Source organism: Peribacillus sp. YIM B13481, assembly GCF_042787985.1.
GTDB classification, from domain to species: domain Bacteria; phylum Bacillota; class Bacilli; order Bacillales; family DSM-1321; genus Peribacillus; species Peribacillus simplex_A.
This window is the reverse complement of sequence record NZ_JBHZPE010000030.1, coordinates 1-13,562: the sequence shown is the minus strand read 5'-3', so window position 1 is coordinate 13,562 and position 13,562 is coordinate 1. Positions and strand designations below refer to the sequence as shown.

The following is a 13,562-nucleotide window of genomic DNA, read 5'->3' as shown; positions in this document are numbered from 1 at the left end:
ATGTATAATTATGCTGTTTTGATTTATTATATTAGGTTTTTGAATGCATGTTCAACCGCTTTTAGAGTATAAGCGATATCATCATCCGTGTGAGCTATTGTCAAGAACCAGGCTTCGTATTTTGAAGGTGCCAAATTGATGCCCTGGTTGAGCATGAGTTTGAAAAACTTAGCGAACATTTCGCCATCAGTATTTTCCGCCTGCTCATAGTTTTCAATCGTTTCTGTCGTGAAATAGATCGTCAATGCCCCTTTAAGGCGATTGATGGTGATAGGGACATTATATTGGCGAGCTGCTATCAGGATACCTTCTTCAAGAATTTTTCCCAACCGGTCAAGCTCGTCGTACAGGCCCTCTTCTTTAAGTACTTCCAAGCAAGCTATCCCGGAAAGCATGGATGCCGGATTTCCTGCCATCGTACCTGCTTGATAGGCTGGTCCTAGGGGGGCTACAGTTTCCATGATCTCTTTTTTACCGCCATAGGCACCAATCGGAAGTCCGCCGCCGATTATTTTTCCAAGCGCGGTCAAATCGGGTTGAATTCCCAAGAAGTCCTGTGCCCCTCCGTACATGAAGCGGAACGCTGTGATGACCTCGTCAAAAATGACCAGTGCTCCTGCTTCGTGTGACAATGAAATGACTTCTTCCAAAAAGCCAGGGCTCGGTTCCACGATTCCAAAGTTGCCGACGATCGGTTCAACCAGCACGCCTGCAATTTCATGTCCCCATTTATTCAGTGCTTCCTTAAATGGCTCGATATCATTGAAAGGTACCGTGATGACTTCTTGTGCGATGCTTTTTGGAACGCCCGCAGAGTCCGGTGTTCCTAGCGTGGACGGGCCGGAACCTGCAGCGACGAGAACAAGGTCGGAGTGTCCATGGTAACAGCCTGCAAACTTGATGATCTTATCACGTCCAGTGTAAGCACGGGCCACACGGATGGTGGACATGACAGACTCAGTGCCTGAATTGGTGAAGCGAACTTTATCCATGGATGGTATTGCCTCTTTCAACATTTTGGCGAATTTGACTTCATGTTTTGTCGGTGTACCGTATAAAACGCCCGTTTCTGCTGCTTTAACGATTGCCTCCGTAATATGTGGATGTGCATGTCCAGTGATGATCGGGCCATATGCAGCTAAATAATCGATATATTTATTGCCATCAACATCCCAGAAATAAGCCCCTTTGGCATGATCCATGGCAACTGGTGAACCGCCGCCTACAGCTTTGTAAGAACGGGATGGGCTGTTAACCCCACCAACGATATGTTCCAGTGCCTCTTTATGTAGAAGCTTCGAATTACTAAAATCCAATCTTAAAACCTCCTAAAAATATAAACCTGCCTTAATCATAGCACTTTTCCGCCCGTAAATCTGGGATGGAAGGCTAGGAAATGTGATCCGTCCACTGATGAAATGCTGCAGCCTTAGAAACAGCAGGATTCGTGGGCCTTCATTTTGTTTGGGAAATAGGGCCGGGCCCCAAAACTCCGGTTATGAAAGTCAGAATGTCCAAGATAGTGGCAGGGTTTTCGATGTTGAAGGATTGGCGGTTCATTTCGCCCTGGGCTTGGTAATAGATAAGATGGCCGGTTCCTTTTTCTTCATTAATATGAATGTGGAAACTTATGGGGGTGCTTTCGATCGATCCGCTGGAATCCCTTTGGATGACCTGGCATAATAATTCACCGTATTCATCTTCATAAAGAAAATCATATCGAAGGTCGATAACGACCTTTTCAATTTGGGATAGTAATAATTTTTTAATATTCATAGCATACTTGTCTCCTTTATATATGTATCTCGTACAACGGCCGGACTCGCCCTGAAAATGATACATGGCATCCAGGCATTTTTATTGTCTAAAAAGGTAAGGTTGGATAAACTAATTCATTAGGACAAGAGATTACGGAGGATGTAACAGGATGAGTGATGCAATTCAAGTGAAACAGCTTCGGAAGGAATTTAAGTCGGCATCAAGCCGTTCGGGGTTAAAGGGTGCCTTCCGGGATTTACTTACAAGAAATTATAAAATCGTCCCTGCCGTCAATGATATCAATTTTACTGTAAAAAAGGGTGAGATGGTAGCTTATATCGGGGAAAATGGTGCAGGAAAATCGACCACGATCAAAATGCTGACAGGTATTTTGGAACCGACAGCAGGTGAAATCACAGTCAATGGCATGAATCCTCATAAGGAAAGGGAAAAGTTCACACAAACAATAGGAGTTGTATTTGGTCAGCGCTCACAGCTTTGGTGGGATATTGCGGTTCAAGAATCCTTTAGGCTGCTAAAAAAGGTCTATAAAGTAACGGATGAACAATATAACGATCATATGGAACATGTCATCAAGACGCTCGATATCGGTCCCTTGCTCGACAAACCAGTGCGTAAACTCTCACTTGGTCAGCGAATGCGCTGTGAGCTTGCGGCGGCATTGATCCACAATCCGCCTTTGCTGTTCCTGGATGAGCCGACAATAGGCCTTGACGTACTCGTGAAGATGAAGATTCGTGAGTTCCTGAAAGAAATCAATGAGAAATATAATACGACAATCCTTTTGACTACCCATGATTTAGGAGACATTGAGGCATTATGTGAACGCGTAATCATGCTTGATGAAGGACAGATCATTTATGATGGGGAATTGCAGAGTTTGAAAGATAACTGGGCTGAGGAAAAACAGATCCATTTTCAATTCATCGAGCCGATTGCATTGAAGGAATTGCAATCATTAGCGCTCCCATTTACCGCAAACTGGGTTTATGATGAGAAAAATCAAACATACATTGCTCTGTTGAAAGAAGAAAGTGATCATATTTCACAGCTTGTTTCAGCTGTCGTATCTCATTTTAAAATAAAGGACATCAAAATTCATGAAACGTCCATTGAAGAGATTGTTCGCAATATTTACGAAGAAGGCACTGTCTGACTCTCTTATCATTAAGAAACAACGTGTCTATCAAGAAGGGGGAGGGCAATGGGGAAGTATCTTGCAATGATTCGCATGCGTTTTTTGATGATGCTTGCGTATCGAACGGATTATTATACCGGCATTTTAATTTATAGCATTAATATCGGTGCTTATTATTTCTTATGGAATGCAATATATGGAGAAAAAAGCTCCATCGAAGGACTTTCAAGTATACAGATGACAACATATGTCGCGGTTGCATGGATGGCGCGCGCCTTTTATTTCAATAATATTGACCGCGAAATCGCCACTGAGATCAAGGACGGCAAGGTCGCCATTGAAATGATCCGGCCTTATAACTATTTAGGCATGAAAACGATGCAAGGGCTTGGGGAAGGGATATTCCGATTCTTCTTCTTCTCGATTCCCGGAATGCTGCTGGTAGCTTTCATTTTTCCTATCGAATTGCCGCACGAACCGGCTACGTGGGGGATATTCGGCATTTCCTTGCTGTTCAGTTTCATCATCAATACACAAATTAACTTATTGACAGGAATCACTACCTTTTTCTTATATAATAATGCCGGATTGATCCGGGCTAAAAGGGTTATCATTGATTTGTTTTCCGGTCTGCTGCTGCCCATCAGTTTTTATCCGATATGGGCGCAGGAAGTGATGAAATATTTGCCATTTCAAGGGATCAGCTATGTACCAAGCATGATTTTTACGAACGGGTACAGTTCAGGCGAAATTGGCATGGCGCTTTTACAGCAGTTAATTTGGTGCATCATTCTCATAATACCGATTCAGCTTTTATGGATAGTCGCAAAAAAACAGCTGATTATTCAAGGAGGTTGACGGGATGTTTTATGTATCGATGTTTTTTCAATATGTGAGTCAATATATGAAAACAAGATTGCAATATAGAGCAGATTTCTTCATGGAAATCCTATCCGATCTGCTGAATCAGGTCGTGAACCTGGTATTTATCTTAGTCGTTTTTGGACATACCCAGTTTTTAAGCGGCTGGAGCCGTGAAGAAATCATATTCATTTATGGATTCTTCCTAATCCCATTCGCCCTTTTTTCTGCCTTTTTCAACATCTGGGATTTTAATGACCGCTATATCGTCAAAGGTGAAATGGACCGGATATTAACAAGACCGATACATAGCCTGTTTCAAGTCATTTTAGAAAGAATCGAGCTAGAAGCGTTATTTGGTGTTGTGACCGGTTTGATCATTATATTTTATTCGGGGATTTCATTGGATCTGCAGCTTGCGTGGTATGACCCGATTCTTTTCATCATTTTTGCAATAGGCGGGGCCCTTGCTTATGCAGCTATATTCGTTGCGATAGCAAGCATTGGGTTCTGGTCGGATGCGAAAACATCCATTATGCCAATGATGTACAATATCGGGAACTACGGGCGCTATCCTGTTGATATTTATAATAAGGTCATTCGTTTTGTCCTTACATGGGTATTGCCATTCGCGTTTGTTGGTGTTTATCCTGCATCTTATTTCCTTAGAAAAGAAGAGTGGTATGCATATGCATTTGCCACACCTGTAATTGGGGTTGCCTTTTTCGTGATATCCGTTTTCATATGGAATCAGGGAGTGAAGAGGTACCGCGGGGCAGGAAACTAAAAGAGCCCCTTCAACAGCATTCATGTTGAAGGGGTTTTTTGTTTATTTGCGTTTATTCTTTCTTTCAATATATCTTACTTGTGCTTGAACATATTGCTGCTTTTCCTCTTCCGTTTCCGGAATGACCTGAGGTACGTTTGTCGGCTTACCGTCTTCATCAATGGCCAGCATCGTTAAAAAAGCGCGTGCCGTAAGCTGTTTTTCACCTGTTAATAGGTTCTCACGCTCCACTTTCACGAATACCTCCATTGATGTGCGATGAGCACAGGTGACATAAGCTTCAAGGTTGATCGCATCCCCTGTCTTGATGGGGGCCAAAAAATCAAAAGAGTCGCTTGAAGCGGTCACAACGGGTTTTCGACAATGGCGCATAGCTGAAATGCAGGCTATTTTATCAACAAAGGCCATTACTTTTCCGCCAAAGATGGTATTGTGATGATTTGTATCCGGTGGAAAAACAAGATCGGTTAAAAATGTCCGTGACTGCTGTGTTGGATGGGCAATGATCTTTTCAATCATTGGCTGTTGGTTTAGCTAAAAGGTTTTCACGGACGATTTTTGCTGCTTCGACCATGTTTTTCAGGGAAGCGACGGTTTCCGGGATACCCCTTGTTTTCAGGCCGCAGTCGGGATTGATCCAAAACTGGTCTTTATCCAGTACCTTGATGCCCCGTTCAATCATATCGACCATTTCGTCCACTGCCGGCACACGCGGGCTGTGAATATCATACACACCAAGGCCAATACCTTTTTCGTATGTTCTTTCCTCGAATGCGGAAGCAAGCTCTCCGTGGCTACGGGATGTTTCGATGGAAATTACATCGGCATCAAGGGAGGAGATGACATCCATGAAACTGTTGAAGTCGCAATAGCACATATGCGTGTGAATTTGGGTTGTATCCTCGACGCTTGATGTGGATATCAAGAACGAATTAACAGCCCAGTTCAAATACTCATCGCGATCGGTTTTTTTCAATGGCAGACCTTCCCTAAGTGCAGGCTCATCAACTTGGATCATTTTGATTCCAGCCGATTCCAATGCAATGACTTCTTTTTCCAAAGCAAGTGCCAGTTGGTAGCAAACATTCTCCCTGGAAATATCATCACGGACAAATGACCAGTTCAAAATCGTGACAGGACCTGTTAGCATTCCCTTTACCGTCTTGTTCGTCAGTGATTGTGCGTATACACTTTCCCTGACTGTCATCGGTTCGATGAAATCGATGTCACCGTAGATGACTGGTGGTTTCACGCAGCGAGACCCATAGGATTGTACCCAGCCCTTTTCTAGAAAGACGAATCCGCCTAACTTATGGCCGAAGTATTCAACCATATCCGTCCGTTCGAATTCCCCGTGTACAAGAACATCCAAGCCGATTTCTTCTTGGATATCAATCCACCTGCCGATTTCTTCGTTAACGAATGTTTCATATTGCGAAGCGGTCCATTCTCCTCTTTTGAATTTCCCACGTGCTTGTTTAACTTCAAATGTCTGTGGAAAGCTGCCGATCGTAGTCGAAGGAAGAAAAGGCAATTTGAAAAATTCCTGTTGTTTTTGGTAACGTTCTTTAAATGGAAGCTGACGGCCGACGTTCCTGGTTTTAACCTTTTCGACATTGGATTGTACATTCCCATGATTCCGTGCATTTGAACTTGCTAACGTTTGAACCGTAAATTTATTAGCATCGACTTTTTCGGCGATTGCTTCAAAGCCTAGATTATTCCCTTTGACCAAGAGTATGATTTCCTCAAGTTTCTCATCAGCGAAAGCGAGAGCCTCTTTCACTTCTTTTGAAAGGGCGGTTTCATTACGAACGGTCACTGGGACATGAAGCAGGGAACAAGAGGGCTGAAGCCAGATTTGGTCTTCGGCTACCTTTTTCTTAAGAGTCTCGATCAATTGGATTTTTTTCGATAAATCAGATAGCCAAATGTTTTTTCCGTCAATCACACCTGCAGCAAGCACTTTGTCCTTCGGGAAACCGAATGCTTCAAGATTACTTAGATTCTTCCCTTTATCATGTACAAAATCAAGACCGATTCCTTGGACTTGTAATTCGATGACTTCTTGGTAATGCTCCACGGCATCAAAGTATGTTTGTAGCATGATGTTCAGGTTTGGTGCTGCTTCATTCAGTTTTTCATAGAGGTAAGTAACAGTTTGCATATCATCTTTGGAAATGGATGAAACAAGAGAAGGTTCGTCCATTTGAACCCACTTCACGCCTTCTTGCTCCAACTCTTGCAGGATTTGCGTGTATAGGGGAAGCAGGCTCAGGATGATGCCAGGGATATCTTTTTTATTGAAGCCTTTGGAAAGGGAGATGAAAGTATAAGGTCCAATCAACACGGGTTTGGTTTCAATCCCTAGCTTTTCCTTGGCCTCCCGATATGCTGCAAGTGGTTTATTTTCTGTTAAAGTCAGCTGTGACAGGCTTAATTCAGGGACAATATAGTGATAGTTCGTATTGAACCATTTCGTCATTTCGGAAGCGACTTCATCATTGTTTCCGCGGGCCATTGAATAATAAACGGAAAGGGGAACGCATCCGCCTTCATAGGCTGAATAACGTTCAGGAACAAGACCGAACATGACGGACATATCCAGCATTTGATCATATAAAGTGAAGTCGTTGGCAGGAATGATATCAATGCCTCGTTTCTTCTGTTTTTGTAAGTTGCCTAAACGGATGGCTTTTAGTTGTGCCGTAAATTCTGCTTCATCGATTTTACCGGACCAGTAAGCTTCTAATGTACGTTTCCATTCACGATCTTCCCCGATTCGCGGGTAACCCAAACTACTGCTTTTCAAAATTCCCATCCTCCTACATTCATTTGATTGAACAATAAAAAAGCATCCCTAACCGTCAAAAGAGAAAGTTAGAAATGCTTAAAATAAAGAGGCATGCAGAATGCCCCTTACAATTATAAGGTCCCTAACACCTCCCTATCTCCCGTAGGTTAAAACAGTGTTGTCGAAATAGGCAGGTCTCCTGACTTAGGGAATATCATTAGCGACGGGCCTTCCCGATCCGTTGATCAGTGGCATATTGGATGGCGCTAACATTCCCATTACAGTGGCGGGACCGTGCCGGAATTACACCGGGCTTCCCTTTTAATCCTAATGAAAATTAGGAACCTATTTCCACATATGAAATTTCACAAAACCTGCTGGGTAAACTGATTGCAGGTGGTGAATATTTATAAAATAAAAATTATTATAAATATTTAGACAACCTTAACATATCCGACTAAAAGGGTCAACATGAAAAAGATTCGGGATAAGGTCCCAAATTCCTGACAAATGCGTTTAGGATGTGTTAGTGATAAGGATAAAGTCTGTCCCTAAGAAAGAATATATTGTTTGGACAGGGAGTATGTATAGAGGGAGTGGCGTTTTGAAATGGGGCGTGGGGGATGACTTTCTACATCTTGATTGCAGGAATCATTTTTTGCATGGTGATGAGCATTCGTACCTTATTTCTTGTTGAGTCGGGAGGAAAGAAGTTTTCTCTGGAGGATATGCTGTGGCTTGGCAATTTATATGCGACGATATTAGTTGGATTTGCACTGATTTATTTATTATACGAGCTTCAGAATCATTCAGTGATTCTTGATATGGGCAATCGTTTGGACGGCAGTTTTTACGAGCAACTGAAGACTTCTTTTTATTTTAGTGCGATGACGATGTTTTCTGTAGGGTATGGGGATATAGCCCCGATAGGCGTAGGCAGGATGATTGCGACAATCCAGGCATTCATCGGCTATACGCTCCCGGCCGCGTTTGTAATTCGGACGGTGATTGATTTAGATCAGGAAAGAAGGAATAAATGAAAGTTGTATTTCTTTCGATTATTGGGTACTCTTACCATAATGAAAGAAATGGAGGGTTCAATATGACTGTTAAAATTGGAGAAAAAGCACCTGATTTTCAACTCCCAGCAAACAATGGTGAAATGGTTTCCCTATCGGATTTTACGGGGAAATACATTGTTTTATATTTTTATCCAAAAGACATGACGCCAGGATGCACGACGGAGGCCTGTGATTTCCGGGACCACAATGAGCAATTTGAGGGATTGGACGCTGTCATCATTGGTATCAGCCCAGACCCAGCGGCACGACATGAAAAATTCATCGAAAAACATGGATTGCCTTTTCTGCTGCTAGCTGACGAAAATCATGAAGCTGCTGAATCATTTGATGTGTGGCAATTGAAAAAGAACTTCGGCAAGGAGTATATGGGCATTGAACGTTCAACATTCCTGATTGATAAGGCAGGTAAGATAGTCAAAGAATGGCGTAAGGTAAAAGTAAAAGGCCACGTCGAAGAAGCTCTTGAAACTCTTCGCGACCTCAAAAAATAAGGGACAGGCAAATGAAGGATGAGCGAATAACGAAGCTTGCTGCCAGGCTGATTCATCATTCGATACAATTAAAGCCAAAAGAGAGAATCCTTATTCGGGGCCATATCAACACGAAACCATTATTGAAAGAGCTGATTGATGAAACATACAGAGTGGGTGCTTATCCATATGTAGAACTTGAAGACGATGAGATAAGCCGGCATCTATTACAAGGGAATGTGAAGGAACAACTTGACACATCATCGCAATGGGCTCTGAAGAAATATACGGATATCGATGCGGTCATCATCATCACCGGTGAAGAAAACGATGTGGAAATGACTGATGTTCTCCTCGAAAGGCACCGTCTTCAAGGGGAGGCTATGAATTCTCCAACTCTTTTTTATGTGAACAACCGACGTTGGGTCTTGCTTAATTATCCCACCAACACATCAGCGCAAAAAGCCGGCATGACTTTCGACAGGTATCAAGACTTCCTTTTGAACGTATGCACAATGGATTATGGGAAAATGGAGGCGGCATTAAAACCGTTAAAACTATTGATGGAACGGACTGACAAAGTCAGGATCGTTTCACCAGGGACAGATTTGACCTTTTCCATTAAAGGTATGCCGGCTATCATATGTGCCGGAAAAAAGAATTTACCGGACGGGGAAGTATTTACTGCACCTATAAAAGAGAGCGTCAATGGAAGGATATCCTTCAACACACCCACAACCTATGAAGGAATCACTTTTAGTGACATAGAATTAAACTTGAAAAAGGGGAAAATCAGTAAAGCCATTTCCAATCAATCTTCTAAAATGAACCGAATTCTGGATATTGATGAGGGGTCCCGTTTTATCGGGGAGTTCGCAATTGGAATCAATCCATACATATTGGAACCTATGGACGATATATTGTTTGATGAGAAAATAAGCGGGAGTCTGCACTTGGCTCTTGGACTTGCCTATGAAGAAGCTGATAATGGAAACCGTTCATCCATACATTGGGATATGGTCTTGATCCAGCGTCCCGAATATGGCGGTGGTGACATCTACTTTGACGATGTGCCGATCAGAAGGGATGGCGTTTTCATATTGCCGGAATTATATGCATTAAACCCAAATTCATTAAAATAAAGCCTTTTTTAATAAGGGTAAGGCTTTTGTCCAACTCAAAAAGGGGACACCTGAATATGCTTTATTAAGGGAATACCTCCTCAGAGAAAGTTGCGCGGGACATACAGAGCCCGTGTTTTTTTATGTTAATTATAAGGGAGAGACAAACATGTTAATACTTTCAACGATCATTCCTAATGAAGGAATCCAAACGAAGATGAAGGATGCTTTTCCTGAATTGAACTTCATTTATCAAGAAGGATGGATGGATGAGCGACTTAGTGAAGCGGAAATCTTAATTACATACGGTGAGGACTTAACTGAAAAAATCATTGGGAAAGCGGCGAACTTGAAATGGATTATGGTCATGAGTGCAGGAATGGAGTTAATGCCTTTTAAAGCCATTGAGGAACGCGGCATTTTGGTTACGAACGCAAAAGGCATTCATAAAATTCCAATGGCCGAGTATACGATAGGGATGCTTTTGCAATATGAAAAGAAATTGAAACTGCTTATGAAGAATGAAAGGGAAGAAATGTGGGATAGAAAGATCGAAGTAGGGGAATTGAATGGCAAAACGATGCTCGTCCTTGGTGCCGGTGCAATAGGAGGAGAAGTGGCTCGTCTCGGGAAAGCCTTTAGGATGACGACACTGGGGGTGAACCGGAGCGGGAAGCTGGTGGAGTCCATTGATCGCCTTTATACCCTGGATAATTTACTGGAAGCCATACCTGGAGCTGATTACATCGTATCTGTCTTGCCTAGTACGGATGAAACGAAGGATCTTCTGCAAAAAGAACACTTTAAAGCAATGAAAGAATCTGCAGTATTCGTGAATATTGGCCGCGGCGATCTTATTGACGAGGAAGTGTTGATAGAAGCCCTGGAAGCCGGCGAATTGGCTCATGCCATCTTGGATGTATTTGATCCGGAACCTTTAGAAAAAGGGCATCCTTTTTGGAGGATGGAGAGTGTTACGGTCACGCCGCATCTTTCAAGTAAAAGCGGAGAATATTTACCAAGGACCTTTGCGATATTCGAGAAAAATATGCGTGAATACCTGAAGTCTGGAAAAGATTTCATCAACGTAATCGACTTATCGAGGGGATACTAAACACAATACAAAAATGTGAAAGATTCAAAGCTTTGTGAATAAACTAAAAAAGGACGGTAAAACCATTGAATTATTGACAAATTCAACGTATAAAAGGTACACTATTTATAAATATTATAATTTAAGAATTCATACTTAATAAGAAAAAGGGGTGGATGACGGTGTCTGAAGTTCAGTTAAAAGAAGCGTTGGATTCCCTAAAAGATACCGGTGTAAGAATAACTCCTCAACGCCATGCGATACTAGAGTATTTGATTAGCTCCATGTCCCACCCTACCGCTGATGATATATATAAAGCGCTGGAAGGCAAGTTTCCGAATATGAGCGTGGCGACAGTTTATAACAACCTGCGTGTTTTTCGTGAGGTAGGTTTGGTAAAAGAACTTACGTATGGTGATTCTTCTGCAAGGTTTGATTTCGTGACGACGAATCATTATCATGTAATCTGCCAAACCTGCGGGAAAATTGTGGATTTCGATTATCCTGCATTGGATGAAGTCGAGCATTTCGCAGCACAAGTCACTGGTTTCAATGTTAGTCACCATCGGATGGAAATCTACGGCGACTGCACGGATTGTGCAGAAAAAGAAACGCATTAAAAAAAAGTTCCTCCACTTGGTTGGAACTTTTTTTCATGGTTATGAAGAAATCAAAAGGTCTTTATGTTAAGAAGTTCAGCTAGCTGGAATTCTTCTAGTCATGCAGGCTTTTGCGATTATATTTTTCGTTGAATTCTTCGCCTTCCAACTTTTTGTCAAGGGTCAAGGGTTCTTCACAATGCATGCAAATATCTACACGCCCTAATATTTTTGTGGGTTTGCCGCAGTTAGGACAGATAACCTGGATCGTTTTTGTAGAAAGCATTCCAATCCAAAAATAAACCCCGGTGCTTGCGATTATGAATAAAAGGCCAAGTCCCATGAAAAGTGTCATGATAACAGGATGTGTTTTGAAGAAAAGTCCAATATACATTACGATAAAGCCGATGAAAATCAAACTCAAGGCAAATGTACGTATTTTATTGATTTTGCTAGAATGTTTAGCCATGGATTGTCCCTCCTAAAATATAACTTTAACTATAACATAAACTAAGGATGGAACAAAAAAGAAATAAAGGATACATATTACTTTTGAATTGAAATGGTTTAGGGTAATGGACTTAAGCAGGAATATGAAGAGTTTTGTCGAAAGTTATAAAAAAAAGGTTTTGGAGGAATTTATGATGGAAGATATCCTTCGCCCGATTTATCAAGAGCGAGCAAGTTTAAAATCTACACTTGGAATCTTGTTAATTGAAAAAAGAGATGATAATAGCCCGAATACCGATACGTTTGACTACATCCTTTTTGTGATTGCAGACGATGCCCAAGAGGCCGTGTTTTTAAAACATTACACTTACCAGGATAAAAAAGCGGCCTTGCATATCGTTAAGGAAGACCAGTTAAAAGAATGGCTCCTATTAGGGACGAACCGCAAAGTGGTTGACTGGATTTATAACGGGAAGGTCCTTTTTGACCGGAATGAATATTTGGACCGTTTGAAAACCGAAATTCGGGAGTTCCCCTTCTATGGAAGGAAGTTAAAGATGGGGATGGAGTTCGCGAAGTTAATTCGCAGGTACATGGATGGGAAAAGCTTCTTTGAAAAAGGCCATTATCTTGAGGCATACAACCATATCGTTCATTCCCTGCATCACTTGGCCCGTTTGGAAATAATAGAACAAGGCTTTTATCCAGAGGTTACGGTATGGAACCAAGTGAAGCATATGGAGCCTGAAATCTACAAGTTGTATAAGGAATTGATCAGCAGTGAGGAAACTCTCGAAAAAAGATTGGAGCTTCTATTCCTTGCGAGTGAATTTCTTATTTATTCAAGGACGAATGCTGGTTCACAGCATTTGGTTGAAATAATGGGGACGAAAGAAGATCCGTGGACGATTGCGGAGCTTATGGAGCATCCGGAAGTTAAGTTTTATTCAGTCGATCTAGGTGTTTTACTGGAATATTTGATAGAGAAGAAGGTAATCGATGTCATCAAATCGGAGACCAAAGGACACGAGGTTTATCATCGGTTTTATCGAGTGTCAAAAAACTTTTAAAAAAATGTGTTTTTATTGTTGACCAATAATAATATAGGTGTTATATTAATACATGTCGCTGCGGGACATCAGCTTTCGCAGCTTCATTAAAACAAAAAAATAAAAAAACATGTTGACAACATGGTTGATAACATGATAAGATGTAAAAGTCGCTTACGAAGTAACGACAAAAAAATTGCTCTTTGAAAACTGAACAAAACAAAGCGCCAACGTTAAAATTTAAGTGAGCACACACTATTAAAAAAAGCAAAATGAGCAAGTCAAACATTTCTTCGGAGAGTTTGATCCTGGCTCAGGACGAACGCTGGCGGCGTGCCT

Annotated in this window: 14 protein-coding genes and 1 riboswitch; of the genes, 9 read left to right on the top strand and 5 right to left on the bottom strand. The window is 41.7% G+C overall.

The features are described from left to right. Positions 1 to 26: 26 nt before the first annotated feature. Complete coding sequence (locus ACFX4X_RS16595; RefSeq protein WP_089362905.1) at positions 27 to 1,316, bottom strand: glutamate-1-semialdehyde 2,1-aminomutase; 1,290 nt, start codon at positions 1,314 to 1,316, stop codon at positions 27 to 29. 139 nt (positions 1,317 to 1,455) lie between these two features. After that, positions 1,456 to 1,776, bottom strand: a complete 321-nt coding sequence (locus ACFX4X_RS16590) for a hypothetical protein (protein ID WP_061461746.1) — start codon at positions 1,774 to 1,776, stop codon at positions 1,456 to 1,458. Positions 1,777 to 1,927: 151 nt separating this feature from the next. Between ACFX4X_RS16590 and ACFX4X_RS16585 the strand changes: the two genes are divergently transcribed. From ACFX4X_RS16585 to ACFX4X_RS16575, 3 genes are read left to right on the top strand one after another with little or no spacing between them, the layout of a single operon-like run. Further along, entirely contained in the window at positions 1,928 to 2,935 is a 1,008-nt protein-coding gene (locus tag ACFX4X_RS16585; protein ID WP_061461747.1) for an ABC transporter ATP-binding protein, read from the top strand. A 48-nt stretch (positions 2,936 to 2,983) separates the two neighbouring features. Continuing rightward, positions 2,984 to 3,775: an ABC transporter permease gene (locus ACFX4X_RS16580; protein WP_125163271.1), complete on the top strand. Its 792-nt coding sequence runs from the start codon at positions 2,984 to 2,986 to the stop codon at positions 3,773 to 3,775. 4 nt (positions 3,776 to 3,779) lie between these two features. Next, a complete protein-coding gene (locus ACFX4X_RS16575; RefSeq protein ID WP_048678294.1) occupies positions 3,780 to 4,565 on the top strand; it encodes an ABC transporter permease in 786 nt (261 codons plus the stop codon). Positions 4,566 to 4,607: 42 nt separating this feature from the next. On the opposite strand, the gene ACFX4X_RS16570 is transcribed toward ACFX4X_RS16575, so the two are convergent. Both ACFX4X_RS16570 and metE read right to left on the bottom strand, forming a co-directional pair. Further along, positions 4,608 to 5,084, bottom strand: a complete 477-nt coding sequence (locus tag ACFX4X_RS16570; RefSeq protein WP_377384812.1) for an acyl-CoA thioesterase — start codon at positions 5,082 to 5,084, stop codon at positions 4,608 to 4,610. Then, positions 5,077 to 7,386: a 5-methyltetrahydropteroyltriglutamate--homocysteine S-methyltransferase gene (metE, locus tag ACFX4X_RS16565; protein ID WP_377384810.1), complete on the bottom strand. Its 2,310-nt coding sequence runs from the start codon at positions 7,384 to 7,386 to the stop codon at positions 5,077 to 5,079. Before metE ends, ACFX4X_RS16570 begins: the two co-directional genes overlap by 8 nt. A gap of 145 nt (positions 7,387 to 7,531) precedes the next feature. Then, positions 7,532 to 7,723: riboswitch (cobalamin riboswitch) on the bottom strand. A 259-nt stretch (positions 7,724 to 7,982) separates the two neighbouring features. Here metE and ACFX4X_RS16560 point away from each other — a divergent pair. From ACFX4X_RS16560 to perR, 5 genes are all read left to right on the top strand, one after another. Next, positions 7,983 to 8,399, top strand: a complete 417-nt coding sequence (locus ACFX4X_RS16560) for a potassium channel family protein (RefSeq protein WP_284471719.1) — start codon at positions 7,983 to 7,985, stop codon at positions 8,397 to 8,399. 62 nt (positions 8,400 to 8,461) lie between these two features. Then, positions 8,462 to 8,932: a thioredoxin-dependent thiol peroxidase gene (bcp, locus tag ACFX4X_RS16555; protein ID WP_377384808.1), complete on the top strand. Its 471-nt coding sequence runs from the start codon at positions 8,462 to 8,464 to the stop codon at positions 8,930 to 8,932. Positions 8,933 to 8,943: 11 nt separating this feature from the next. Beyond that, positions 8,944 to 10,053 (top strand): aminopeptidase, encoded by a 1,110-nt coding sequence (locus ACFX4X_RS16550; protein ID WP_377384807.1) that lies wholly within the window; start codon positions 8,944 to 8,946, stop codon positions 10,051 to 10,053. A 148-nt stretch (positions 10,054 to 10,201) separates the two neighbouring features. Then, positions 10,202 to 11,146, top strand: coding sequence for a D-2-hydroxyacid dehydrogenase (locus ACFX4X_RS16545; protein ID WP_377384805.1), 945 nt, complete (start codon positions 10,202 to 10,204; stop codon positions 11,144 to 11,146). A 155-nt stretch (positions 11,147 to 11,301) separates the two neighbouring features. Then, on the top strand, positions 11,302 to 11,745 hold the full coding sequence (perR, locus tag ACFX4X_RS16540) for a peroxide-responsive transcriptional repressor PerR (protein WP_061461753.1): 444 nt from the start codon (positions 11,302 to 11,304) through the stop codon (positions 11,743 to 11,745). A 94-nt stretch (positions 11,746 to 11,839) separates the two neighbouring features. On the opposite strand, the gene ACFX4X_RS16535 is transcribed toward perR, so the two are convergent. Continuing rightward, positions 11,840 to 12,193, bottom strand: a complete 354-nt coding sequence (locus tag ACFX4X_RS16535) for a YgzB family protein (protein WP_284471716.1) — start codon at positions 12,191 to 12,193, stop codon at positions 11,840 to 11,842. Positions 12,194 to 12,368: 175 nt separating this feature from the next. Here ACFX4X_RS16535 and ACFX4X_RS16530 point away from each other — a divergent pair, with 175 nt between their 5' ends. Further along, positions 12,369 to 13,244 (top strand): nucleotidyltransferase-like protein, encoded by an 876-nt coding sequence (locus ACFX4X_RS16530; RefSeq protein WP_061461755.1) that lies wholly within the window; start codon positions 12,369 to 12,371, stop codon positions 13,242 to 13,244. Positions 13,245 to 13,562 lie beyond the last annotated feature (318 nt).